We start from the raw sequence: 24193 nt of genomic DNA, 5'->3' as shown, positions 1-24193 counted from the left end.
GTAAGGACAACGGTACTAAGCGTCCAGCCCCTCAGCAGCACGCACCGCGTCCCGGTACGCCCGGGCCGCGGCCCGCAGCGCCGCCTCGGGGTCGACTCCGGCCGCCTCGGCTCGTACCGCCATCGCCAGGAGTTCGTAGCCGGGGCCCTCGCCGACCGGCAGCGGGACGTCCAGGCCCGCCGTACGCACCCGGGACGCGAGCTTCGAGGCCAGGGCGAGGCCCGGTTGGCCGAGGGGTATGCCCTCGGTCACCGACTCGCGCCGCTTCTCCACGGCCTTCGTGCGGAGCCAGTGTTCCTTGACCTCCTCCGGGGTCGTGGCCGTGGCGTCGCCGAAGACATGGGGGTGGCGGTGGATGAGCTTGGTGACGATGCCGGCGGCTACGTCGTCGATGGAGAAGGGCGTGTCGGGGTCGTCCTCGGCGATGCGGGCGTGGAAGACGACCTGGAGGAGGACGTCGCCCAGTTCCTCGCGGAGTTCTTCGCGGTCGCCCTCCTCGATGGCCTCGACGAGTTCGTACGCCTCCTCGATGCCGTACTTGGTCAGGCCCTTGTGGGTCTGCTGGGAGGACCAGGGGCATTCGGCGCGGATGCGGTCCATGACCTGGACGAGGTCGAGGAGGCGGGCGCCGGGGAGGTCGTAGGAGGCGGGGAGGAGTTCCAGGGACGGCATCTGGACGCGGCCGGAGCCGGCGAGGCGGGCCAGGCCGTCCGTGAGGTGGGGTTCGCCCTCGGCGGCGGCCACGACGACCACCGTGCGGCCGCCGGCGCAGGCGTCGACCAGTTCGTCGGCCGTCGCGGTCGCCTGCTCGACCGTTATGCCGGCCTCGCGGAGGTAGGGGAGCTGGGGGTGCGCCCCGTCCGCGCAGAGGACGCGGTCGGCCCCGTGCAGCGCCTGCCAGGCGGGCCAGGAGAGCAGGCCGGGCGCGACACGGTGACTGGTGGTGAGCAGGACGACCCGGCCGGGGCCGGGGGCGGAGGCCGTGGTGTCGGCGGCCGGGGTGGCGGGGGCGCCGTCGGGGCGGTGTGCGTTCACCCCACGAACGTAACCCACGCCACGGACGACCTCCGAAGTTATCCACAGGCCGCGGGAACAGGTCCGCCCGACGCCCGCATGCCATGAGGTGCGGACCCGGGCGCCCATAGGGTCGCTAAGCCGTCTCCTGCGTCCCCGTCCGTGTGACCTCCCGCAGCCACGGTGTCTTTGCGTCCACCAGGCCCACGCGGCCGGACTGGTCGACGCCCCAGCTGCCGTAGCGGGGGTTGAGGTCCACGTCGAGTTTCTTGGACGCGTCGGAGAGGGCCTGCCAGAAGACCGTGCCGCCCTCCGGGGTGTTCAGGTCTGCGCCGAGGGCGGTGGAGAGTTCCTGGACCTCGACGTCGCTGCGGAGGCTCTCTTCGAGCTGCTCCGGGGCGACGTTGTAGCGCTGCAGATAGGCCATCTCCAGAGCCTCGGCGCCGCCGGCGTTCTTCTCGAGGTCGGAACGGTACTTCTGGACGTCCTTGCGGGTGACGGTCACGCCGGCGTCGTCGAGCGCCTGGTCGAGGACCTTCTCCAGGACCATGCCGTTGAGGGTGTTGCGGGTGAGGGCGCTGCTCTGGGCGACGACCTGCTGGTACTGGGTCTCGTCGGTGCTGGCGGCGCGCTGGGCGGCGCGTACCGCGTTCACCCGGTTCTCCAGCTGCGAGACCGTGATCCGCTCACCGCCGACGACGGCCGCCGCGCCAGGATGCGCATCGTTTCCGCAGGCGGTGAGGAGCGGGGCCGCGGCGGCGATCGCGGCGGAGAGGAGGAGCACGGTGCGACGGCGGCGGTGCAAGTTGGCCTCCCGAGGAGATTGTGCGGCGGTGCACAAGGTCTTGCGGTGATCGATGGTAGGCAGTGGCCCTGCTCTCGGCCAGCCATTCGACCAACGATTCACGTCGACTTTGGCACCGCCACATGCCACGTCCGGCTCAGCCCACGATCGCCACGGGCGCGTCCCACGCGTTGCGGTCCACGGTGATCGTGTAGCCGCCGCGGGTCTCCTTGCTGTTGACCATGTACTGGTGGGCGCGGTGGTGCCCGGTGTACAGCTTCGGGTCGTACGGCCAGTCGGTGGTCGTCGTGTTGACCTTGTCCCACTTGGCGTACCAGAGGTTGCCCGGCAGGTCGGTGCGGTCGGTGGCGGTGGCGACGGACTTGGCGCTGGAGCTGCTGAAGCCGTAGAAGCCGGAGCGGTACTGCTTGGCGCCGAGCGCCTTGTGCCAGGCGCGGACGTAGGTGAGGACGGCGTTGTCGCAGGCCGTGTCCGTGATGTCGTACGCCTCCATGTCGAGATAGAGCGCGCTGCCCGGCTTCATGCCGAGGGCTGCGGCCTTGGCCACGGCGTCGGCTCCGTCGGCGGCGCCCTGGGAGGCGGCGGTCGACGCGGTGATCACCTCGGGGCTGGAGCCGGTCTGGCAGGGCGGCTGGGCGCCGACGTAGAGCGGGACGAGCCTCCAGCCGAGGGTGTTGACGGACTTCACCCAGGAGGCGGTGAGGTTGGGCTGGGAGCAGCCTCGGTTCTTGCCGCCGACGTAGACCGCCGCCGCGCCGTAGAGGCCGCCCTTCCATGCCTTCATCGCGGCGAGGGAGGGGGCCGTGCAGGTGTCGAAGGCGCGGCCCGTGTAGATCCTGGCGGCGGGCCAGGCGGTGGTGGTGGCGAGGGAGTTCTGCGCGGCGAGACCGGCACCGGCGAGGACGGCGGCGCCGGCCGCGGTCCAGGCGGCGTATCTGAACTTCCTCGACTGCCGATGGCTGGACTTGCTGGACATGAGTGGCCCCACCCTTTGTTCGCTTCGATGTACGCACAGCCAACCGGAGCCGCTTCCGCGTTCGGGAAACTCCGCCTCCGGATCACGACAAACTTCGGCCAAGGTGGCGCAAAACAAGGCCTCCCGTGTGTCCGCCGTGCGTCAGCCGCGCACCTGGCCCAGCCACTGCAACGTGCGCCGGACCTCGCTCGCCAGCGGATGGCCGGGCCCGCGCAGCCGTTCCACGTCGAGCAGCAGGCGGCCCAGGGTCTCGTGGGCTGCGCCGCGGTCGCCGAGGGCGAGGAGGAGGTGGCCTATGCGGCGGCGGACGTCGAGGGAGAGCTCGGGGTCGCCGCCCACGTACTGGTTCTCGAAGTACGGCAGCAGCGAGCGGTACTCGGCGAGGGCCGCGGCCGGTTCGCCGAGCTGTTCGAGGCACTGGGCGGACTCGTAGCGGAAGCGCAGGGACTGCGGGTCGGCCTGGCCGGCCTCGGCGGCGCGCTCGTCGGCGAGGCGGCGCAGCTCGGGCAAGGCGCGGCGGTACTGGCCGTCGTCCATCAGCGTGGCCGCGTACTGCTTGCGCAGGGTGCGGACGACCGGTGAGTGCTCGCCGTGCTGGGCGGCGGCGGCCGGGAGGATCGCGCCGAGGATGTCGACGGCCTGGGTGATGCGGCCCTCGCCGAGAAGCCGCTTGACCTCGTCGACGGCGCCCGCCACATCGGGCTTGTCGGCCGCGGGCGCGGGGTCGGGCGTGGCGGACGGCTGCGGCGCGGGGATGCGGGCGCGGTCCGGCCAGGGGGCGTGCGGGCGCAGGAACGGGCGCGCGGGGTCGAGCGGGGAGCCGGTGGGCATACCGCGCGCGGGGAGCAGCGGGAGGAGTTGTTCGTACGTCTCCTGCGCGGAGGACGGGCGGTGCTGCGGGTCCTTGGAGAGCAGCCGGAGGACCAGGGCCTCCAGGTTCTCGGGCACCTCGGGGCGCAGCCGGCGGACCGGGACCGGCGGCTCGTAGAGGTGGCGGTGGAGGACACCGAGGGCCGTGGAGCCCGTGAACGGGACGTTCCCGCTGAGCAGTTCGTGTATCAGCACACCGAGGGCGTACAGGTCGGTGTACGGGCCGACCGCGCCGCCCATGGCCTGTTCCGGGGCCATGTAGGCGGGGCTGCCGATGGGCGAGCCGGTGTGGGTGAGACGCGTGGTGTCGGTGTCCATGACGGAGGCGACGCCCAGGTCGAGGACGGTGACCGTGCCGTCCTGCTTGACCATCACGTTCCGGGGCTTGAGGTCGCGGTGGATGATCGGCACCGCGTGCACGGCGGACAGCACGGCGCACAGCTGGGCGGCGACCGAGACGGTCCACTGCCACGGGTAGGGGTCGTGCTCGGCGAGATGGTCGGCGAGGTCGGCCCCGTCGACGTACTGCATGACGAGGAACAGCTCCTCGCCCTCGCTGCCCGCGTCGTGCACGGTCACCAGGCCGGGGTGGTCGACCTGGGCCGTGACACGGCACTCGCGCACGAAGCGGCGGCGCAGCTCGTCGGCCTCCTGGCCCGCGACCTTGTCCGGGCGCAGCAGCTTCACCGCCACGCGCCGGTCGAGGCGCTGGTCGTACGCCGTCCACACCTGGCCCATGCCGCCCTGCCCGATGAGCGTGGACAGTTCGTAGCGGCCGGTGATCAGGCGGCCGGTCCCCTGTCCCTGGATCACCGGTCTCCTTCGTGCTTGCGGAGATAGTCACTGAGCTCGTCGAGCTCGGCGCGCACCTGGTCTATGCGGGCGGGCCCCGGCTGGGGCTGAGCCTGCGGCTGCTGTGGGGGCTGCGGCTGGACGGGCGACTGCTGGACCGGCGGGGCGGGTGTGTAGGGCTGCGGGACCTGGACCGGCGGGTAGCTGTAGCCGGACTGCTGCGAGTACACCGTGGTCTGGGCGTACGGCGACGACGGGACCGTCCCGGAGCGGCTGAAGTGGCGTATGTCCGCGGCCAGGTAGTACGCGACGATCGCGATCAGGCCGCCGAACAGCATCGACATGCCGACGTCGCCGCGCCAGGTGGTGAACTCCTCCTTGCCCGGGTCGGTGCCGATGATGTACAGCGTCGCGACGATGTGGACGATCGCGAGGGCGAACAACCACCAGTCCCGGGTCCTGCGGGTCACCGAGGCGAGCCTCAGCAGGCACGCCCAGGCGAGCACGCCACAGCTCATGACCGCGACCACCACGAAGATCACACGCAGTGTGACCTGGCCCCCTTGGTCGGGGCCGGGGGGCGGTGTCGGCGCATAGCCGTGGCCGTGCATGGCTGCTCCTGAGGGCCTGGTGAGAGCGGACGAGCGATGTCGTTCCGAGGGTATAGGTCGGTCACGACATGAGGTCCAGGGTTGTGGACAACCGTTGTAGTACCGCAGTGCTGGTCACGCCGTCCGACGCGGAGTGGTTCCGTCCGGTAGGCGTGATCGGTAAGGGGAGTTGGCCGTGCCGGGCCGGGTGACCGCTCGGTCCGGCGGATCAGTCCGGGGCGACCGTACCGTCCGTCAGTCCGTCGTACATGCCGCGCACGAGCCGTTCGCCGAGGCGGCCTGCCTGGCGGAGGGCGTCCTCGAAGGCGGCGAGGGCGCGGAACCGTTCGCCGAAGCGGAGCTGCTGGTCCAGGGGGAGCCGGGGCAGTTGGAGGCGGCGTACGTCGAGGCGGCTCGCGGTGGAGGCGTAGCTGCTGGCCTGGCGGCTGTTGGCGGTGCCGCGCAGGAAACCGGCGACGAACCACGCGTCGAGCGCGGCCGGATCGGGGCGCAGCAGGGTGAGGTTGCGGCCGAGGGCGGCGCCCGCGGTCTCCTCGTCGATCACCCGCGCGACACCGCCGCCGCCGAGGACGGGGACGACGACGTCGCCCGGCTCCACGAGCACGGGGTCCTCGCCGGTCTCCGGCAGGGTTCCCGAGGGTGCCGTGCCGGCCAGGACGTCGTGATCGGTGAGCACGCGCGCGTGGGGGCCGTTTCCGCCCGTGCGCAGCAGCAGGGCTCCCCCGCGCGCGAGTTCGCCGACCGTGGTGAGCGGCCAGCGCGCGGGCTGCGCGTCGTCGGCGAGCGGCGGGGTGAGGTCGGCGGCCAGACGGAGGGTCTCGCCGAGGCGTTCGCGTACGGCGGTCAGCTCCTCGGCGCCGCCGCCCGCGGCCGGGGGCGGCAGATGCCGGGCGGGAGCCAGGTCCACGTCGTCGTCGAGCAGGTCGATGACCGGCACCGAACGGCTGAGCCCCGGCCGCTCCGCCACCTCGCCCGCCCGGTCGAAGGGCCGCCAGGCGTCGAGCACGGCGGTGCGCACCGCCGCCCAGTCGAACCCGCTCCGCCCCTCGGCGCCGAGCCGCCCGGTGTCCACCAGCAGCAGCTCGGGCCGCACGGGCGCCTTGCCGGGCCGGCGCAGCACCCACAGGTGCAGCGGGATGTTGTACGGGGGTGCGGCGCCCACCGGCAGGGCGATCACGGCGCGCAGGGCGCCGCGGCGCAGCAGGTCGGCGCGGATACGGCGCCCCGAGCGGCGGCTCGCGGCGGCCGGCGGCATCAGCAGGACGGCCGTGCCGCCGTCCTCCAGGCGGGCCAGGGCGTGCTGCACCCAGGCGAGTTCGGATTCCGTACGGGCCGGGAAGCCGTACTCCCAGCGCGGGTCGTAGGCGAGTTCGTCGTGGCCCCAGTTGCGCTCGTTGAACGGCGGGTGGCACAGCACGGCCTCGGCCCTGAGGTGCGCGTAGGCGTCCGCGCGGAGGCTGTCCCCGGGGGCGGTGCGGATGGTGCTCTTGGTGCGCAGGGCGAGGCGGAGCGCGGTGAGGGCGGCCAGTTCTTGGGCGCTGTCCTGCCCGTACAGCTCCTGGCCGGGGCGGGCGGCGACGGCGCGCAGGAGGGCGCCGGTGCCGCAGGCCGGGTCGAGCACCGAGCGGGCGGGGCCGGCGAGTTCGGCCATCAGCTCGGCGAGTTCGCCCGGAGTGAGCGTGTACTGGCGGGGGTTGGCGTCGAGGTGCCGGGCGAGCAGGAACTCGAAGGTCTGCCGCGCGCCCAGGTCGGCCGCGAGTTCGGTGGCGCCGCGCAACAGGGGGATCGAGGGCAGCAACTCGGCCGGCGTGGGCTGGGGCACGGCCGACTCGCGGACCGGGCCGAAGCGCGGAGTGAGCACCTGCCCGAGCGGCTCGGGCAGGATCCGGGCCAGTTGCTCGTCGTCGGGGCAGGCGCTGAACTCCAGCCAGGCCAGGGGGCGGTCATGGAGGTACAGCAGGGCGCAGCCCGCGTGCACCAGGGCGGTGACGGGGCCCTCCGGGTGGCCGGTGACCTGTTGCCAGACGCGCTCCTTCAGGGGCACCTCGGCGAGCTTGCCCTGGTCGCGCAGCCACTCCTCGACCTCGCTGAGCGCGAAGGCCGGGCTGGTCTCGGTGCCGCCGACCGGTTTGGGGAAGTCGGCGTGCCGACGGCGCCAGTTGCTGACGGCGGCGCGACCCACCCCGGCGAGCCGCGCGATGTCCGCTGCGGTGACCTCTGTCCCGTTCCCCTGCACGCGCCCGGCTCCCCTCGTACCTGGTCTGTGGCGTCGAGCATACCGACGTACGCAAGATCTACCCCTACACGCCGTGTACACACTCAAGCTTGTGAACCATGTTGACTCGGTTCACAAGCTCTGCTGTCATTGACCCATCGAACGACGGGCCGCCCGATCCGGGTGGTCACAGGTCGGCTGCGCTGCGTCCTGACACGCACCGCTCACCGACCCGCGAGAACGACACCGCTCGGTCCACTCACCTCACTCATCGATTCCCAGGGGGGAACTCCCATGCGTCGCACCGCACTCGCCGCTCTCTGCATCGCCGCCGCGGCCACCTTCTCGCTCACCGGCTGCCTGCCCGGGGACAAGGACGAGCCGAAGGGCCCGTTCGCCGGGCTGACCGGCGGCGAGATCGCCGACAAGGCCGTGAAGGCCACCTCGGACGCCGATTCGCTCCGGATGAAGGGCGAGGTCCAGGACGACTCCGCCGGCGGCACGGTCCAGATGGACATGGCGATGAACAAGAAGGGCGACTGCGCCGGCACGCTGAGCATGAACGGCGAGGGCGAGGCCGAACTGATCAAGGTCGGCGACACCATCTACATGAAGTACGACGAGGCGTTCCTGCGGGCCCAGTCGAAGGACGCCCCCAAGGAGGAGGCCGACCTGGCCGTCGAGTGGCTCGCCGACAAGTGGACCAAGACGTCCGCGACCGCCGAGGACTCCAAGGACATCGCGAGCTTCTGCGACCTCGACACCGTGCTCGCCGACTTCGAGGACGTGAACTCCGACGCCACGCGGGGCAAGACCACCGAGCTCGACGGCACCCCCGCGATCGTCCTCGACGAGCGTGACGGCAAGGACCGTTACACGCTGTACGTGGCCACCGAGGGCAAGCCGTACCTCCTGCGGGTCGTCAGCAAGTCCGCCGACGAGCCCGGTGACCTCGTCTTCACCGACTACAACAAGCCGGTCCCGGCCGAGGCCCCCAAGGGCAAGGTCATCGACCTGGACGAGGACTTCAGCTGACGCACCCTCCCGCGAGGCGGCACCGCAGCGGCTTCAGTCCGCGTGGAAGCGGGCCGGGGCCTTGGTGGGGTTGCCGCCGGTGGGGAGTTTCTGGTCGGGGCAGGTGGTCAGGACACGCTTCATGGCGGACTGTTCGGCCGAGGTGACCCAGAGGCCGTACTTCTTCTTCACGGCGACCTGGGCGGCCACATAGGTGCAGCGGTAGGCCTTGTTGGGCGGGAGCCAGGTGGCCGTGTCGCCGTCACCCTTGCCGCGGTTGGTGCCCGAGTCGACCGCGAGGAGGTTGAGCGGGTCGTTGGCCAGGGCTATGCGCTTGCTGTCGTCCCATTGCTGGGCGCCCTTCTGCCAGGCATCCGAGAGGGCCACGATGTGGTCCACGTCGATCTTGCTGCGGCCCCGGACGTACGACACGTCCTCGCCGGTGTACGGGTCCGGGTCGAGCACGCCGGAGACCACCGTGCAGTCCCCGTCACGGAACTTCACGTCGTCCAGGTCGCGCTTGAGTATGTCGTCGCGGGTGCCGCAACTGTTGGAGTCCGTGTCGACCCAGGGGCTGCCGAACTCGCCGCGGTCGTAATTGGTCTTGGGCGCCCGCCCCTTGACGGTCAGCGCCTCCGCGGCGGCGAAGGCGGCGCCGCCCTCACCGGAGCCCTCCTGCGGTCCGGCCGAACCCTGCGTGTCCAGTTCGCAGCCGGTGGCCGCGACCATCACCAGAGCGACGACGGCCACCCCACCCCTCAGACGCACCACGCGACACCTCTTCCTTCGTCTGTGCTCTCACCCGGTCCTGCGTGGGGTTCCCCCGTCTTCCCTGCTCGACACCGTAGCGGCCGCCGGGAACCGCGATACCGGCACCCAACAGGCATCGGGTGCACGCCCGGCGTATCTCCGGTGGTGAGGGGGTGAGCATGGGGAGGAGGTCAGCCGGGCTCGGTCAGGAGTCACTCACACCTTTCCGATGCCGAGGGTCGTCTCCGACGGCAGCAGGCCCGAGCCGAGGACCGCGACCCAGAACTCGCCCAGCAGGTCGGCGAGTCGGGCGGTGTCGGACGGGCCGAGGAACTGCCAGGGGGCGGCGGCCAGTCGGTCGGTGTGCCGCTCGACCTGTCGGCGCAGACTCCGGCCGGCCTCCGTGGCCGTACCGTCCGGATGCACCAGGCCGCGTGCCGTGAGGCGGGCGCGGGCGGCGGCCCATGCGTCGGGGCTCCAGCCGCGGCTCTCGAAGCGCTCCACCGAGGCCGCGCCTATAGCGGCGAAGGAGACGAGGGACTCGGCGGGGTCGAGGTCCGCGATGAGCAGGGCCGCGAGGTGGCCGTCACCGCGGTGTTCGCGCAGGATCGTGGCCGCCCGCCAGAGCTGGAGATGCGCGGGTTCGGGCCAGGGCAGCTCGGCGTTGGCCGCGGCCAGGGGGCGGCCCGCGGTGTTCGCGAACCCGGCGGCACGGCGGGCCAGGGCGGCTGCCTCGGCGAGTTCGGGGCTGTCCACCCGGTCGCCGAATATCGCTCGGCAGGTCCGGTCGATCGCCCGGTCCCGGGCCTCCAGCACGGCCTTGGGAGTCGCGGTCCTCCAGGCCGGCTCGATGTGCTCCGCGACCATGCGGGGGCTGAAACTGTAGAAGGCGGAGGCCGTCCGCTCGACCCCGACGGCACCCAACGGCGCCGCCCGGAACGGGAAGTAGCTCGGCCACCGCTCCTCCACGCCGTACCCCAGCGCGGCCGCCTCCTCGAAGGCCTCCGGTGCGTAGTACAGGACGGCGTGCAAGGGCTCCAGCAGGTGCCACATGCGGCGCACCTCGCCCAGGTCGGCCACCTCGCCCAGGTCGGCCACCTCGCCCAGGTCGGCCAGGTCGGCCAGGTCGGCCGGTTCGACACTCTCGGACACGATGACATCCCCCCTTGCCACTCCCCCGGCCGGACCGACCGAGCCGGAACTTGACACTGACTAGATTGCCCGAGCGCCCCAAACTTGTCAACGACTAGATCGAATGTCGCGAGAGGCCTACGCTGTGCCCATGCCCCGCAGCACCACGGCCGATCAGCCTGAACAGCCCAAGCAGCCGAAGCGATCCGAACAGCCCAAGCAGTCCAAGGGGCCCGACCGCCCCTACCACCACGGCGACCTGCGCCGCGCGATCCTCCACGCCGCCCTCGACGTCATCGCCGCCGAAGGGCCGTCGGCGCTGAGCCTGCGGGACCTGGCCCGCCGCGCGGGGGTCTCGCACGCGGCGCCCGCCCATCACTTCAAGGACCGCACGGGACTGCTGACGGCGATCGCGGCGGAGGGGCACGCGCTGCTGGCGGCCACGCTCGCGGAGGCCGGGGACCTGCGGGAGGCGGGCGGCCGGTACGTCCGTTTCGCCCGCGAACACCCCGCGCACTTCCAGGTGATGTTCAGACCGGAGCTGCTGCGCGAGGACGACCTCGAACTGACCACGGCCCGCGCCCTGTCACGCGAGCAGCTGCGCACCGCCGTCACCACCGCGCGCCCCGAGAACCCCGACACCGACCCCCGGCTGGCCGGCATCGCCGCCTGGTCCCTCTCCCACGGCTTCGCCACGCTGCTGCTCAGCGGCAATCTGGCCGCGGTCGTGGGCGACCAGGACCCCGAGGAGGTCTTCCGCACGGCCACGGAGCTGCTGTTCCGATCCACTGCGCCCACGCCCCGACTCGGCCACGAGAGCTGAAGCGCACGACAACCGCAACCAACCCCCGCGGCCACGCCAGCCACGCAGCCACGCAGCCACGCAGCCACGCAGCCACGGCCGGAACGGCCGGAACGGCCGGAACAACCGGAACGGCCGGAACAACCGGAACAACCGGAACGGCCGGAACAACCGGAACGGCCGGAACAACCGGAACGGCTAAGACCCCAGAATCGAAGCCAGGAACTCCCCGGTCCACCCCAGCAGATCCCGCCCGACCAGCGGCTTGCCGCCCACCTTCGCGGTCTTCGGGCGGGGCACCAGCACCTGATGGGCGGCCGGCTTGATGACCGTCCCCGGATACAACCGCTTGAGGCGCAGCTCCTGCGACTCCCGCAACTCCACCGGCGCGAAGCGGATGTTGGTGCCCTGGAGGACGATCTCGCCCACCCCGCAGGCCCGGGCGAGCATGCGCAGCCCGGCCACCAGGAGCAGGTTCTCCACCGGCTCGGGGAGCTTGCCGTAGCGGTCGACGAGTTCCTCGCGTACGGCGGCGACGTCGGCCTCGTTGTTGATGGAGGCGATCGAGCGGTACGCCTGGAGCCTCAGCCGCTCGCCGGGCGCGTAGTCGTGCGGGACGTGCGCGTCGACCGGCAGCTCGATCTTGACCTCGAGCGGCGGCTCCTCCTGGATCTCCCCCGTCTCCAGCTGGCGGCGGTAGTCCGCGACGGCCTCGCCGACCATGCGGACGTACAGGTCGAAGCCGACGCCCGCGATGTGGCCGGACTGTTCGCCGCCCAGCAGATTGCCCGCGCCCCGGATCTCCAGGTCCTTCATCGCCACGTACATGCCCGCGCCCATCTCCGTGTGCTGGGCGATGGTGGCCAGACGCTCGTGGGCCGTCTCCGTCAGGGGCTTCTCGGGCGGGTAGAGGAAGTACGCGTAACCGCGTTCCCGGCCTCGGCCCACCCGTCCCCTCAGCTGGTGCAGCTGCGACAGGCCGAAGGTGTCTCCCCGCTCCACGATCAGCGTGTTCGCGTTCGAGATGTCGATGCCCGATTCCACGATCGTCGTCGAGACCAGGACGTCGAACTTCTTCTCCCAGAAGTCGACGACGACCTGTTCCAGGGCCTGTTCCGACATCTGGCCGTGGGCCGTGGCGATGCGCGCCTCGGGGACGATCTCGCGCAGCCGGGCAGCCGCTCTGTCGATGGATTCCACCCGGTTGTGGATGTAGAAGACCTGGCCCTCGCGCAGCAGTTCACGGCGGATGGCCGCGCCGATCTGCTTCTCCTCGTACGGGCCGACGAAGGTCAGGACCGGGTGGCGCTCCTCCGGCGGGGTGGTGATCGTCGACATCTCCCGGATGCCCGTGACCGCCATCTCCAGCGTCCTCGGGATCGGCGTCGCGGACATCGTCAGCACGTCGACGTTCGCGCGGAGCTTCTTCAGCTGCTCCTTGTGCTCGACGCCGAAGCGCTGCTCCTCGTCGACGATGACGAGGCCGAGGTCCTTGAACTTGGTCTCGGAGGAGAAGAGGCGGTGCGTGCCGATGACGATGTCGACCGCGCCCTCGCGCAGGCCCTCCAGCGTGCCCTTGGCCTCGGTGTCCGTCTGGAAGCGGGACAGGGCCCGGACGTTCACCGGGAACTGCGAGTACCGCTCGCTGAACGTGCCGAAGTGCTGCTGCACCAGCAGGGTCGTGGGCACCAGGACGGCCACCTGCTTGCCGTCCTGGACGGCCTTGAAGGCGGCCCGGACCGCGATCTCCGTCTTGCCGTAGCCGACGTCGCCGCAGATCAGACGGTCCATGGGGACCGTCTTCTCCATGTCCTCCTTGACCTCGGCGATCGTCGTCAGCTGGTCGGGGGTCTCCACGTACGGGAAGGCGTCCTCCAGCTCGCGCTGCCAGGGGGTGTCCGAGCCGAACGCGTGCCCGGGCGCCGCCATCCGCGCGCTGTAGAGCTTGATCAGGTCGGCGGCGATCTCCTTGACCGCCTTCTTCGCGCGGGCCTTGGTCTTCGTCCAGTCGGCGCCGCCCAGGCGGTGCAGGGTCGGGGCCTCGCCGCCGACGTACTTCGTGATCTGTTCCAGCTGGTCCGTCGGGATGTAGAGGCGGTCGCCGGGCTGGCCGCGCTTGGCGGGGGCGTACTCGACGACGAGGTACTCGCGGGTCGCGCCCTGCACGGTCCGCTGGACCATCTCGATGTAGCGGCCGACGCCATGCTGCTCGTGGACGATGTAGTCGCCCGGTTCGAGGGTGAGCGGGTCGATGGTCTTGCGGCGGCGGGCGGGCATCCGGGCGCCGTCCTTGCCGGCCGCCTTCTGGCCGGTGAGGTCGGTCTCGGTGAGGACCGCCAGCTTCAGGGCGGGGTCGATGAAGCCGTAGTCGATCGAGCCGCACGCCACATGCACGACCGACGGGGAGATCTGCCCCAGCTCGGCCTCCAGTCGGGCCGCGATGCCCTCGCTGCCGAGCACCTCGACCGTGCGGGCGGCGGGGCCGTGGCCCTCGGTCACGAACACCGTGCGCCAGCCGTCGGCGAGCCAGCCCTTGGTGTCGGCCAGCGCCTTGGCCGTGTCGCCGCGGTAGGTCTCCGGCGCGTGCATGCCGAGCTTGAGGGTGTCCGCGTCCAGTTCTTCATCGGCGGCGAACGGCGACACCGACCACCACATCATGTCCAGCTCGCGGGCCCGGTCACGGACGTCCGCGATGGACCAGAGGGAGGCCGCGTCGACGTCGATGGGCGCCTCGCCGCCACCGGCGGTGGCCGCCCAGGAGGCCTGGAGGAACTCCTGCGAGGTGGCCACCAGGTCCGCCGCCCGCGTGCGCACCCGCTCCGGGTCGCACACGATCGCCATCGCGCCCTTCGGCAGGACGTCGACCAGCAGTTCCATGTCGTCGACGAGGACCGGAGCGAGGGATTCCATGCCTTCCACGGCGATGCCCTCGGCGATCCTGTTGAGGAGTTCGCCCAGTTCGGGGTGGCGTTCGGCGAGGGCACGCGCGCGGTCGCGGACCTCGTCCGTCAACAACAGCTCACGGCAGGGCGGGGCCCACAGGCCGTGCTCGGCGACTTCGAGGGAGCGCTGGTCGGCGACCTTGAAGTACCGGATCTCCTCGACGTCGTCGCCCCAGAACTCCACCCGGAGGGGGTGCTCCTCGGTCGGCGGGAAGACGTCCAGGATGCCGCCGCGTACGGCGAACTCGCCGCGCTTCTCGACGAGTTCGACCCGGGAGTACGCCGCTGCCGCCAGGGCTTCGATCGTACGGTTGAGGTCGGCCGTCTGTCCCGTGCGCAGGGCGACGGGTTCCAGGTCGCCGAGGCCCTTGACCTGGGGCTGGAGGACCGAGCGGACGGGGGCGACGACCACCGAGACCGGGCCGGTCTCCGGGTCGTCGGGGCTCGGGTGGGTCAGGCGGCGCAGGACCGCGAGGCGGCGGCCGACGGTGTCGCTGCGCGGGCTGAGGCGCTCGTGCGGGAGCGTCTCCCAGGCCGGGTACTCCACGACGCCGTCCGGCGGCAGCAGCGAGCGCAGGGCCGCCGCCAGGTCCTCGGCCTCGCGGCCCGTCGCCGTCACGGCGAGTACGGGGCGGCCGGCGTCGCGGGCGAGGGCGGCCACCGCGAAGGGGCGGGCCGCCGGGGGGCCCACCAGGTCGACGTGGGTGCGGTGGCCGTCGGCTGCCGCCCTGATCGCTTCCGCGAGGGGGGCGTCCTTGACTACGGCGTCTAGCAGACCGTGGAGGCTCATGAAGGGCGGTTCCCGTCCGGGTGGGCAAGGGGGGTGGGACAAGGGGGTGGGGCAACACGAACACCCGGACTCGTGTGACGGGCCGGGGGTGTCCAGGGTACGACGAGCGGTGTGGGTGGTGTGGGGGCTGTGGACAACCGTGGGGGTCTCGCCCCCGCCGCCCCTACCCGTCCCATCACCAGGGGCTGTGCCCCTTCGACCCCCCTTTCTGGGACCCCCCTTTTCTGGGGGCTGCCGCCCCCAGGCCCCCGCCGGGGGATGAGGGGTGGCCGCGGTGAGTGAGTGCGTGACGGAGCGTCGTGGTTGATCGCGCAGTTCCCCGCGCCCCTCGAGGAAGGGGCTTCGCCCCTTCACACCACGGCGCGCCTAACCTTTAGGGCAGCCGTCGCCCCTGTCCCATACCGAACGTGAGCATCCATGGCCCCGACCGCCCCGACACCCTTGGCGCTCATACCCGGGCCGGTCACGGTCTCGCCCCCGCCCCGTGACCGGCGCTTCTCGCTCCAGCGGCGGGAGCCGTACGTGCTGGCGGTCGTGTTGTTCGTGGCGTACACGGCGGTTTCCGTCGGGCGGTACCGGCGGATGGGGAACCGGTCGTGGGATCTGGGGATCTTCGAGCAGGCGGTGCGGGCGTACGCGCACTTCCAGGCGCCGATCGTCGATCTGAAGGGGCCGGGGTACAACGTTCTCGGGGATCACTTCAGTCCGGTCACCGTCCTGCTCGCGCCGTTCTACCGGGTCTTCCCCTCACCCGTGACGCTGCTCGTCGCGCAGGCCGCGCTGTTCGCGCTGTCGGCGATACCGGTGACGCGGGCGGCCACGCGGCTGCTGGGGCGGGCGCGGGGGCTCGCGCTGGGGGTGGCGTACGGGCTGTCGTGGGGGCTGCAGAAGGCCGTGGACTTCGACTTCCACGAGATCTGTTTCGCGGTTGTGCTGATCGCCTTCTCCCTGGAGGCGCTGCTCCGGCACCGGTGGCGCGCGGCGCTGCTCTGGGCGCTGCCGTTGGTGCTGGTCAAGGAGGACCAGGGGCTGACGCTGGCGGTCATCGCGGTGGTCGTCGCGCTACGGGCCCGGCGGCACGGTTCGCCCCGGGTGGTGCCGTACGCCGTCGCGGTCGCGTCGTTCGGGGCGGTCGCCACGCTGCTCACCTTCACCATGATCATCCCGGCCTTCAACACCGCGGGCGTCTCCGACTACCTGTCCAAGGTCGGCGACGCCGGGCCCCTCACCGGCGCGGACATCAAGATCCGCACCGTTCTCTGGCTGCTGATCCCGACCAGCGGACTGCTCGCCCTGCGCTCCCCGATCCTCCTCGCCGTCCTCCCCACCCTGGGCTGGCGGTTCGTCTCCTCCGACCACCACTACTGGGGCACGGACTGGCACTACAGCGCCGTACTGATGCCGATCGTCACCCTCGCCCTCGTCGACGCGCTCACCACCGCCCGCCACAGCTCCCGCCCGTGGCTGCGTTCGTACGCCGTCCATCTGCCCACCGCCGTCGTCGCTGCGGCGCTCGCGCTGACGACCGTGCTGCCGGTGGGCGCCCTGACCGAGGCCGACGCCTATCGGGTCCCGGCCGATGTCCGGGCGGTGGAAAAGCTGCTGGACACCATCCCGGACGGGGCCACCGTCGAGTCCAACGTCGGCCCCATCAGCCGGCTGACCTCCCGCTGCCGCGTCTTCTGGATCGGCCGGGCCAAGGGCCTCGCCCCCGACTACATCGTCTTCAACAACGCCTCGCGCTGGGTGAAGGACGTCCCCGGGTACGCCCGTCAGCTGCATCCGCGCGACCGGTACGAGCTGCGGGGCGTCATCCAGGGGTACGTGCTGCTGAAACGCACGTCCCGATAGGCGCCTCCCCTCAGGCACCCGGACGCCTCCTCTCAGGCACCCGGACAACGGTGGAACCCGGCGCCCGGAAGCATCCGCTTCCCGGCGCCGGGCTCTCCCCCGGTTCCCCCGGTTCCCCCGTGTCCCCCGTGTCCCCCGTGCTCGGTGGCTACTCGGTCGCGATCGCGTTCAGTACGTTCATGCGGCCCGCCCGGAACGCCGGCACCAGCGCCGCGAACAGGCCCACGAAGGCCGAGCCGATGAAGACGCCGATGATCGTCGGCCAGGGGATGTCGAGGACGTTCAGGCCCTCCAGGGCGAGGAGTTGCTGGGCGGTGGCGCCCCAGCCCATCCCCAGGCCCAGGCCGAGCAGCGCGCCGAAGAGGGCGATGACGACCGACTCCAGGCGGATCATGCGGCGCAGCTGGCGGCGTGAGAGGCCGATGGCCCGCATCAGGCCGATCTCCCTGGTCCGCTCGACGACCGACAGGGCCAGGGTGTTCACGACGCCCAGGATCGCGACGATGATCGCGAGGGCGAGCAGGCCGTAGATCATGTTGAGGAGCTGGTCGATCTGGCCCTTGAGCGCTTCCTTGTAGTCGGTCTGGTCGCGGACCACGTACTGCGGATAGTCGTGCAGCGCGTCCTTGAGGGACTTGTACGCGGCCGCCTCCTGGCCGTCCTTCGCCGAGGCGAAGAGCATCTCGTCCAGGGGCATCTTGTCGGCGGGGACGTACTTGGCCATCGTGTCGATGGAGGTGTACATGGCGCCGGCGTCGATGACGACATCGCTGCTGGTGATCGCGCGGACGGTCAGCTGGGCCGTGGACCCGTCCTTGAAGTCGACGGCGATCTTGGAGCCGAGTTCGATGCCGTGGTCCTCGGCGAACGTCTCGTGGACGGACATCGAGTCGGGCTTGTAGGCGTCCGGCAGCTTGCCCGCGACGACCTCGGTGGCGAGGTCGGTGGCGTAGCTCGGGTCGGCGGCGGTGATCGCCGCCTCCTTGAGCGTCTTGCCGTCGGGGGTGGTGAAGTCGGCCTGCGTCCACTTGTACTGGGTGACGTTCTTGATGTCCTCGGCGGACTTCGCGGCCTTGACGGCCTGCGGAGTGATCAGCTGGCCGGCGTCGGACTGGATGATGAAGTCCGTGCCGACCGTCTTGTCGAGCTGATCGGTGGCCGAGGCGACCATCGAGGAGCCGACGACCGACAGACAGGCGACCAGGGCGAGGCCGATCATCAGGGCGGCGCCCGTGGCCCCCGTACGGCGGGGGTTGCGCAGCGCGTTGCGCTCGGCCATGCGGCCTACGGGTCCGAAGGCCCGCAGGACGACCGTGCCCAGCACCCGCACCACGGCGCCGGCGAGCAGCGGGCCGATGACGACGAAGCCGATGAGGGTCAGGACGACCCCACCGCCCAGCCACAACGAGCCCTCGCTCGCCTTGTCGGCGGCGGACACCAGGTACAGGCAGTAGCCGCCGGCGCCGGTCAGGAGCAGGCCGATCACGGCCCGTACCACTCCGGCCCTGGTGTCCAGCGGAGCGCCGGCGTCGCGCAGGGCGGCCATCGGGGAGACCTTGCCGGCGCGCCGGGCGGGCACGTACGCGGCGAGGACGGTGACGACGATGCCGAGGAGCAGGCCGACCGCCGGGGTGGTCCAGGCGATGGTGAGGTCGTCGGTGGACAGGTTCATGCCGGTGGCGCTCATCAGCTTCATCAGGCCGATGGCGAGGCCGACGCCGCCGGCGACGCCGAGGACCGAGCCGAGGACACCGAGGAGCAGCGCCTCGACGAGGACCGACCGGTTGACCTGGCCGCGGCTGGAGCCGATGGCCCGCATCAGGCCGATCTCGCGGGTCCGCTGGGCGACCAGCATCGAGAAGGTGTTGATGATCAGGAAGATGCCGACGAGGAAGGCGATCCCGGCGAAGCCGAGCATGGCGTACTTGATCACGCCCATGAACTCGCCGACGTCCTTGGCGTTGGCGTCCGCGATCTCCTTGGCGGTCTGCACCTTGTAGGCGCCGCCCAGCTCGGCGGCGACGTTCTTCTTCACCTGCGCGTCCGTGAAGCCGTCGGCGGCGGTGATGTTGACGTTGGTGTACACGTCGGTCTCGCCGACGAGGGTCTTCTGGGCGGTGGCGGTGTCGAGGTAGAAGATCGCGGCGCCGGGGTTGGTGACGGTGAAGTCGGCGATCCCGGAGACCTTCGCCTCGTGCGTGCCGACGGCCGTGATCACGCCGATCTCGTCGCCGAGCTTCAGGCCGTGCTTGTCGGCGGTGTCCGCGTCGACCATGATCTGGTCCGGTCCGCGCGGGGCGTTCCCGGACGCGATCTTCATGGTGCGGGCGTCGTTGGCGTTCCAGTTGCCGACGATGGTCGGGGCGCCGCTGGTGGGCGAGAGGCTGTCCTTGTCGGCGTTCACGACCGTCACCGAGGTCGTGAAGACGGTCCCCTCCGCCGACTTCACGCCGTCCGCGCCGCCCACCTTGTCGACGACGGACGCCGGCAGGACCGGCGGCTTGCCGTTGTCGGACTGGGTCTCACCGCTGTCCGAGGCGCCCTTGGCGCTGACCGTGACGTCGGAGGCGGTGGCCGCGAACAGCTTGTCGAACGTCGTGCCCATCGTGTCGGTGAAGACGAGGGTCCCCGTCACGAACGCGACCGACAGCATGACCGCGATGGCCGACAGCGCCATCCGCCCCTTGTGCGCGAAGAAGTTGCGCATCGAGGTCTTCATGACACTCATGACGTACGCCCCCGGGCGTCGAAGTCCTTCATGCGGTCGAGCACGGCTTCGGCGGTGGGCTTGTACATCTCGTCGACGATGCGGCCGTCGGCCAGATACAGCACACGGTCCGCGTACGAGGCGGCCACCGGGTCGTGGGTGACCATCACGATGGTCTGGCCCAGCTCGTCGACGGACGTGCGCAGGAAGCCGAGCACCTCGGCGCCGGCCCGCGAGTCCAGGTTGCCGGTCGGCTCGTCACCGAAGATGATCTCCGGCCGCGCGGCCAGTGCCCGGGCCACGGCGACGCGCTGCTGCTGGCCGCCGGAGAGCTGGTTCGGCCGGTGCTTGAGCCGGTCGCTCAGCCCGACGGTGTCCACGACCCGCCCCAGCCACTCCCTGTCCGGCTTCCGCCCCGCGATGTCCATGGGGAGCGTGATGTTCTCTATCGCGTTCAGCGTCGGCAGCAGGTTGAACGCCTGGAAGATGAACCCGATCCGGTCCCGGCGCAGCCGCGTGAGCTTCTTGTCCTTCAGCCCGGTGATCTCGGTGTCGTCGAGATAGATCTGACCCGACGTCACATTGTCGAGTCCGGCGAGGCAGTGCATGAGGGTGGACTTGCCGGACCCCGAAGGGCCCATGATCGCGGTGAACTGTCCCCGCGCGATGTCCACATCCACCTGGTCGAGGGCGACGACACGGGTCTCACCGGACCCGTACGCCTTCACGACCTGCCGCGCCCGCGCGGCAACGGCCGTAGTCCCTCCAGTACCCCCGTGCCTGGTGATGGTCACAGCCGATGTCACGGTATGTCTCCTATGTCGGTCAGCAGATGAGCCGTACGAAGTGAGGTGCCGAGTCCTGCGAGGTGATGTGCCCCTGAGTCTGGTCCCCCGAGGGGGCCCGGCGCGCTGGTGCCCAGCGCAGTCTTCTGCGGGGGAAAACCCCACCCCCGCCGGTCCGGTGCACCGCCCCCCACATCCGGTGCACCGCCCCCCAGCGGCGTAAAGCCAGGTTAAGGACCGGAGCCGCCCCGTCTCGTCCTCCGGCGGTACGACCGCTCCCCGAGCCCTTGTACGGAGACACCCCTAAGGGATGTCGGCCAAGGGGAGGAGACGGCCTCGGGGTTCACCTCCTCCTTCCGGCGCGGTCAGCTTGCACCCTGCCGTGGCGTGAGGCTCAAGTGGCATGGTGGTCGGCGGCAGATAGGTGCAAGGGGAAGGCATCCGGTGGACGACACGCGACCCGCGATACGCGATTCGGCACAGCACACCGGAACCGGCCGGCGAAGAACCGTCACCGCCGCCCTCATGCTGGCCATGGGCCTGGCCGCGGTGGACTCCACGATCGTCTCGACCGCCGTCCCGCAGATCGTCGCCGACCTGGGCGGCTTCTCCGTCTTCTCCTGGCTCTTCTCGGGCTACCTGCTGGCGGTGACCGTCACCCTCCCCCTCTACGGCAAGCTCTCCGACACCTTCGGCCGCAAGCCGGTCCTCATCGTGGGCGCCGCCCTGTTCCTGCTGGGTTCGCTGCTGTGCGCGCTGGCCTGGAACATGGGCTCCCTGATCGCCTTCCGGGTCATCCAGGGCCTGGGCGGCGGGGCGCTCCAGGGCACGGTGCAGACGCTGGCGGCCGACCTCTACCCCTTGAAGGAACGCCCCAAGATCCAGTCCAAGCTCTCCACGGTGTGGGCGGTGTCGGCGGTGGCGGGCCCGGGAGCGGGCGGAGTCCTCGCCACCTACGCGGACTGGCGCTGGATCTTCCTCATCAACCTGCCGCTCGGCGCGGCGACACTGTGGCTGCTGGTCCGTCATCTGCACGAGCCACGGCGGGAGTCGACGGGCCGGCCCCGGGTGGACTGGGCGGGCGCCCTGACCGTCTTCGCCTGCGGCGGCGCCCTGCTGACGGCGCTGGTGCAGGGCGGGGTGGCGTGGGACTGGCTGTCGTGGCCCTCCCTCACCCTGCTGGGCACGGGAGTCGCCCTGATCGCCCTGCTGGTCCTGATCGAACGCCGGGCCGCCGAGCCGATCATCCCCGGCTGGGTGTGGCGCCGCCGCCCGATCGCGGCGGTGAACCTGGCGCTGGGTGCGCTGGGCCTGCTGATGGTGGCACCGACGGTATTCCTCGCGACCTACGCCCAGTCGGTGCTGGGCCTGGCGCCGGTGGCGGCCGGTTTCGTCGTCTCCGTCTGGTCACTGAGCTGGCCGGTGTCGGCGGCCCTCAGCCAGCACGTCTACCGCCGCATCGGCTTCCGGAACACGGCGGTCCTGGGCATCGCGGCGGCGGCCGCCCTCCTCTTCGCCTTCCCGCTCCTTCCCTACCCGGGCGAGGCCTGGCAGCCGGCGCTGCTGATGCTCCTCCTGGGCGCCGCGCTGGGCCTCTTCCAGCTCCCCCTGATCATCGGCGTCCAGTCGAGCGTGCGGTGGGAGGAGCGGGGCACGGCCACGGCGTCGATCCTCTTCTGCCGCCAGACGGGACAGACCCTGGGCGCGGCGCTGTTCGGGGCGGTCGCGAACGGCGTGCTGGCGTCCCGGCTGGGTGGCGCGGGAGACCTGGACGCCGTCACCCACTCCCTCGACGCCGGCACGGCCGCGGAGCCCGTCCGCCGCGCCGTCGCGGACGCGGTCCACGCCGTGTACCTGGGCGCTGGATGCGCGGCGACGGTGGCGCTGGTGGTGCTGCTGGTGGTGGCGCCGCGGAGGTTTCCGGTCCTGAAGGACTGACCACCCTCGCACCCACGGCGGTCCCGGAAATCAGGGCCATCGGGACTCCCGGGGCCATCGGGAGGGGACGGCGACACCACGCCCCGGGCCGCCGGTCACGCCACCGACGGTCACGCCTTCGACGGCATCGATCTCACCGAGGCCATCGCCTCGGTCCGTGACCAGCTCGTCGAGGCCGCGACGCGCGCGACCGGACAGCCGGTGGTCTTCGAAGTGGGCACCATCGAGATGGAGTTCACGCTCGAACTGCGCAAGGAGACGAAGGCTGGCGGCCGGGTCAAGGCATGGGTGGTCGACGCCGGGGCCGACGCCGCCCGCGCCACCGGCCGCACCCACCGCGTCGCCTTCACCCTCACCCCGCGCGACTCCCGCACCCACGCTCCCTGGCTGGTCGGCGACGACGACCCGGGCAGCACGGCGGGATTCGGCGAGGCCCCGCCCGTTCCGCGCCCCGCCCACCCCACCCGATGACACCGGCGGACAGCCCCGCGAGCCGTGCGGTCGTGGTCCTCGGCGACCGCCAGGGCAGCGGCGTCGCGCTCAACGGACGCCTCGTGCTGACCTGTGCCCACGTCATCGGCGGCAGCACCGCGCCGCAGGTCGCCCACCCCCGGCGCGCCCACCGCACCACCGCCCAGGTCATCTGGTCCGACGAGGAGCAGGACGCCGCGCTGCTCCTCACCGCCGAGGAACTGCCCTGCGCCGCGTACGCGCACGAGGTGCTCCGCGAGATGCCACCCGACCCCGCGCTCACGGCCCTGACCCTGTCCACCCCGTACATCACCTCCGTGGCATCGATCCCCGTCCACCGAGGTGTCACCCGGCTCTCCCTGCCGGTGCAACGGCTGGTCGACACCCAGGGCCTCGACGCCTGGGAGTCACTGACCTCCCTCATGCTGCCCAGCCCCCTGAACACACGCGGGTTCTGGGACTTCATCCGCGAGTCCGGCCGCGTCTCGGAGGTCGACACGACCGTGCAGTCCTTCTCGGAGTCGTTCTCCGAACCGCGTCACCTCGGCGTCCTGCCCGGCGTCAAGTCCCTGCGCCTGCGGCAGGTCACCGACCTGAGGGGGGGGTGGAGCAACTCACGGAGGTCTTCCCGTCCCTCACCAAGCTCGCCCTCACGGCCCCCACGGGCCACCGGCTCTCCGCCGAGGACCCGAGCCTCACCCTCCTCACGAAAGCCCGGCCGGACCTGGAGATCAGCCTCACGCACCCGGCCCCGGCCGCCCACGGCTGACGCGAGGGAAGAACACGCCGCCCGCCACGGCACGGTGGTGATCACTGCCACGGCGTCTGCTCGCCCGGAGCCTGGCCGGTCAGCGCGGTCAGACTGCTGCGTACGTGGTCCATCTGCGCCCGCACCTCGTCCCACCGTTCCCCGTGCTCCCGCAACACCCGCTCGGTCTCCGCCACCACCCACTGCTCGCGCCGCCGCGCCTCCGCGATCAGCTCGGCGGCGCGGGCCTCGGCGTCGCCCTGCAGCCGTACCGCGGCCGCCTCCGCGTCGGCGAGAGCCCGCTCGGCCTCGGCGGCGGCGGCCTCCGCGCGGGCGGCCCGCTCGGCGAGCCGGGCGACGAACACGGCCTCCCGTTCGGCGACCTCCCGCTCGATGTCGGCCACCCGGTCGTCGAACTCCTTGTCCAGTTCGGCGAGCATCCCCTCGGTCCGCTCCCGCACCTCCCGCAGCGCGGACAGCGCCTCGCCCCGCCCCTCCTTCACCGCGCGCCGGGCCGCGATCCGCAGGTCGTCGGCCTCGGCCTGGGCGGCCAGCAACCGGTGCCGGGCCCGCTCCTCGGCCTCGCCGCGCACCTCGTCGGCGTAGGCCTGGGCGGCACCCCGCAGCCGCAGTCCGGCCTCCTCCGCCTCGGCGACCATCCGCCGGGCCTCCTCGCGCGCGCCCTCACGGACGGCCGTGGCCTCCTCGACACCGAGTTCGAACAGTTGGCGGGCGCGCCCGCCGAGCGCCTCGTACGTCTGCGGGGTCAGCCCGGCGACCGTCTCGCGCAGCCGGTCGAGGTCCGCGCCCATGTCCCGGGCCAGCACGGTCAGCCGGGCGGCCCTCTCCCACGCGGCGTCCCGGTCCCGCCACAGGGCCGCCGCACAGGCGTCGACCTGGTCGGGGCGGTAGCCACGGCGTACGACGTCGAACTCGAAGCCATGGGGTGCCGTCGGTGCGCTGCTCATGCTGGGCCCTCTC

Annotated in this window: 18 protein-coding genes; 6 read left to right on the top strand and 12 right to left on the bottom strand. The window is 71.6% G+C overall.

All coding sequences use genetic code 11. The features are described 5' to 3' along the window. Positions 1 to 15: 15 nt before the first annotated feature. From JIX56_RS27915 to JIX56_RS27890, 6 genes are all read right to left on the bottom strand, one after another. A complete protein-coding gene (locus tag JIX56_RS27915) occupies positions 16 to 1035 on the bottom strand; it encodes a nucleoside triphosphate pyrophosphohydrolase (RefSeq protein ID WP_257544574.1) in 1020 nt (339 codons plus the stop codon). Positions 1036 to 1150: 115 nt separating this feature from the next. Next, positions 1151 to 1819 carry a SurA N-terminal domain-containing protein gene (locus JIX56_RS27910; protein ID WP_257544573.1) on the bottom strand — a complete coding sequence of 223 codons (669 nt, stop codon included), beginning with the start codon at positions 1817 to 1819 and terminating at the stop codon, positions 1151 to 1153. Positions 1820 to 1955: 136 nt separating this feature from the next. Beyond that, positions 1956 to 2795, bottom strand: a complete 840-nt coding sequence (locus tag JIX56_RS27905; protein ID WP_257544572.1) for a glycoside hydrolase domain-containing protein — start codon at positions 2793 to 2795, stop codon at positions 1956 to 1958. A gap of 141 nt (positions 2796 to 2936) precedes the next feature. Beyond that, positions 2937 to 4430: a serine/threonine-protein kinase gene (locus JIX56_RS27900; protein WP_257551161.1), complete on the bottom strand. Its 1494-nt coding sequence runs from the start codon at positions 4428 to 4430 to the stop codon at positions 2937 to 2939. Between the two features lie 44 nt (positions 4431 to 4474). After that, entirely contained in the window at positions 4475 to 5068 is a 594-nt protein-coding gene (locus JIX56_RS27895) for a hypothetical protein (protein WP_257544571.1), read from the bottom strand. 208 nt (positions 5069 to 5276) lie between these two features. Then, positions 5277 to 7304 carry an N-6 DNA methylase gene (locus JIX56_RS27890; RefSeq protein ID WP_257544570.1) on the bottom strand — a complete coding sequence of 676 codons (2028 nt, stop codon included), beginning with the start codon at positions 7302 to 7304 and terminating at the stop codon, positions 5277 to 5279. Positions 7305 to 7577: 273 nt separating this feature from the next. Between JIX56_RS27890 and JIX56_RS27885 the strand changes: the two genes are divergently transcribed. After that, positions 7578 to 8318, top strand: a complete 741-nt coding sequence (locus tag JIX56_RS27885) for a hypothetical protein (protein ID WP_257544569.1) — start codon at positions 7578 to 7580, stop codon at positions 8316 to 8318. A 33-nt stretch (positions 8319 to 8351) separates the two neighbouring features. On the opposite strand, the gene JIX56_RS27880 is transcribed toward JIX56_RS27885, so the two are convergent. Next, positions 8352 to 9068, bottom strand: a complete 717-nt coding sequence (locus JIX56_RS27880; protein ID WP_257544568.1) for an HNH endonuclease family protein — start codon at positions 9066 to 9068, stop codon at positions 8352 to 8354. Positions 9069 to 9263: 195 nt separating this feature from the next. Next, on the bottom strand, positions 9264 to 10100 hold the full coding sequence (locus JIX56_RS27875; RefSeq protein ID WP_257551159.1) for an SCO6745 family protein: 837 nt from the start codon (positions 10098 to 10100) through the stop codon (positions 9264 to 9266). A 229-nt stretch (positions 10101 to 10329) separates the two neighbouring features. On the opposite strand from JIX56_RS27875, the gene JIX56_RS27870 reads away from it, so the two are divergent. Beyond that, on the top strand, positions 10330 to 11001 hold the full coding sequence (locus tag JIX56_RS27870) for a TetR/AcrR family transcriptional regulator (RefSeq protein WP_257544567.1): 672 nt from the start codon (positions 10330 to 10332) through the stop codon (positions 10999 to 11001). 177 nt (positions 11002 to 11178) lie between these two features. On the opposite strand, the gene mfd is transcribed toward JIX56_RS27870, so the two are convergent. Continuing rightward, positions 11179 to 14712 (bottom strand): transcription-repair coupling factor, encoded by a 3534-nt coding sequence (gene mfd / locus JIX56_RS27865; RefSeq protein ID WP_257544566.1) that lies wholly within the window; start codon positions 14710 to 14712, stop codon positions 11179 to 11181. Between the two features lie 417 nt (positions 14713 to 15129). On the opposite strand from mfd, the gene JIX56_RS27860 reads away from it, so the two are divergent. Beyond that, positions 15130 to 16563, top strand: coding sequence for a DUF2079 domain-containing protein (locus JIX56_RS27860; RefSeq protein ID WP_257544565.1), 1434 nt, complete (start codon positions 15130 to 15132; stop codon positions 16561 to 16563). Positions 16564 to 16711: 148 nt separating this feature from the next. Here JIX56_RS27860 and JIX56_RS27855 read toward each other — a convergent pair whose 3' ends face one another. Then, positions 16712 to 19291 carry an ABC transporter permease gene (locus tag JIX56_RS27855; RefSeq protein ID WP_257544564.1) on the bottom strand — a complete coding sequence of 860 codons (2580 nt, stop codon included), beginning with the start codon at positions 19289 to 19291 and terminating at the stop codon, positions 16712 to 16714. Continuing rightward, positions 19288 to 20076, bottom strand: a complete 789-nt coding sequence (locus JIX56_RS27850) for an ABC transporter ATP-binding protein (protein WP_257544563.1) — start codon at positions 20074 to 20076, stop codon at positions 19288 to 19290. The genes JIX56_RS27855 and JIX56_RS27850 overlap by 4 nt, the downstream gene beginning before the upstream one ends. A gap of 423 nt (positions 20077 to 20499) precedes the next feature. On the opposite strand from JIX56_RS27850, the gene JIX56_RS27845 reads away from it, so the two are divergent. From JIX56_RS27845 to JIX56_RS27835, 3 genes are all read left to right on the top strand, one after another. After that, positions 20500 to 21993: an MFS transporter gene (locus JIX56_RS27845; protein ID WP_257544562.1), complete on the top strand. Its 1494-nt coding sequence runs from the start codon at positions 20500 to 20502 to the stop codon at positions 21991 to 21993. A gap of 126 nt (positions 21994 to 22119) precedes the next feature. Then, positions 22120 to 22464, top strand: a complete 345-nt coding sequence (locus JIX56_RS27840; RefSeq protein ID WP_257551158.1) for a trypco2 family protein — start codon at positions 22120 to 22122, stop codon at positions 22462 to 22464. A 604-nt stretch (positions 22465 to 23068) separates the two neighbouring features. Beyond that, positions 23069 to 23233 (top strand): hypothetical protein, encoded by a 165-nt coding sequence (locus tag JIX56_RS27835; RefSeq protein ID WP_257544561.1) that lies wholly within the window; start codon positions 23069 to 23071, stop codon positions 23231 to 23233. Positions 23234 to 23274: 41 nt separating this feature from the next. Here the strand turns inward: JIX56_RS27835 and JIX56_RS27830 are convergent, their stop codons facing one another. Further along, a complete protein-coding gene (locus JIX56_RS27830; protein WP_257544560.1) occupies positions 23275 to 24180 on the bottom strand; it encodes a cellulose-binding protein in 906 nt (301 codons plus the stop codon). Positions 24181 to 24193: the final 13 nt, after the last annotated feature.

This window comes from Streptomyces sp. CA-210063, from assembly GCF_024612015.1.
GTDB lineage: Bacteria > Actinomycetota > Actinomycetes > Streptomycetales > Streptomycetaceae > Streptomyces.
This window is presented reverse-complemented; position numbering and strand designations above follow the sequence as displayed.

Excerpts from the sequence above, each read along its gene's own strand:
- JIX56_RS27895 (WP_257544571.1), bottom strand. The coding sequence starts at position 5,068 with ATGCACGGCCACGGCTATGCGCCGACACCGCCCCCCGGCCCCGACCAA.
- JIX56_RS27905 (WP_257544572.1), bottom strand. The coding sequence starts at position 2,795 with ATGTCCAGCAAGTCCAGCCATCGGCAGTCGAGGAAGTTCAGATACGCC.
- JIX56_RS27875 (WP_257551159.1), bottom strand. The coding sequence starts at position 10,100 with ATGTGGCACCTGCTGGAGCCCTTGCACGCCGTCCTGTACTACGCACCG.
- JIX56_RS27885 (WP_257544569.1), top strand. The coding sequence starts at position 7,578 with ATGCGTCGCACCGCACTCGCCGCTCTCTGCATCGCCGCCGCGGCCACC.
- mfd (WP_257544566.1), bottom strand. The coding sequence starts at position 14,712 with ATGAGCCTCCACGGTCTGCTAGACGCCGTAGTCAAGGACGCCCCCCTC.
- JIX56_RS27870 (WP_257544567.1), top strand. The coding sequence starts at position 10,330 with ATGCCCCGCAGCACCACGGCCGATCAGCCTGAACAGCCCAAGCAGCCG.
- JIX56_RS27830 (WP_257544560.1), bottom strand. The coding sequence starts at position 24,180 with ATGAGCAGCGCACCGACGGCACCCCATGGCTTCGAGTTCGACGTCGTA.
- JIX56_RS27860 (WP_257544565.1), top strand. The coding sequence starts at position 15,130 with ATGGCCCCGACCGCCCCGACACCCTTGGCGCTCATACCCGGGCCGGTC.
- JIX56_RS27855 (WP_257544564.1), bottom strand. The coding sequence starts at position 19,291 with ATGAGTGTCATGAAGACCTCGATGCGCAACTTCTTCGCGCACAAGGGG.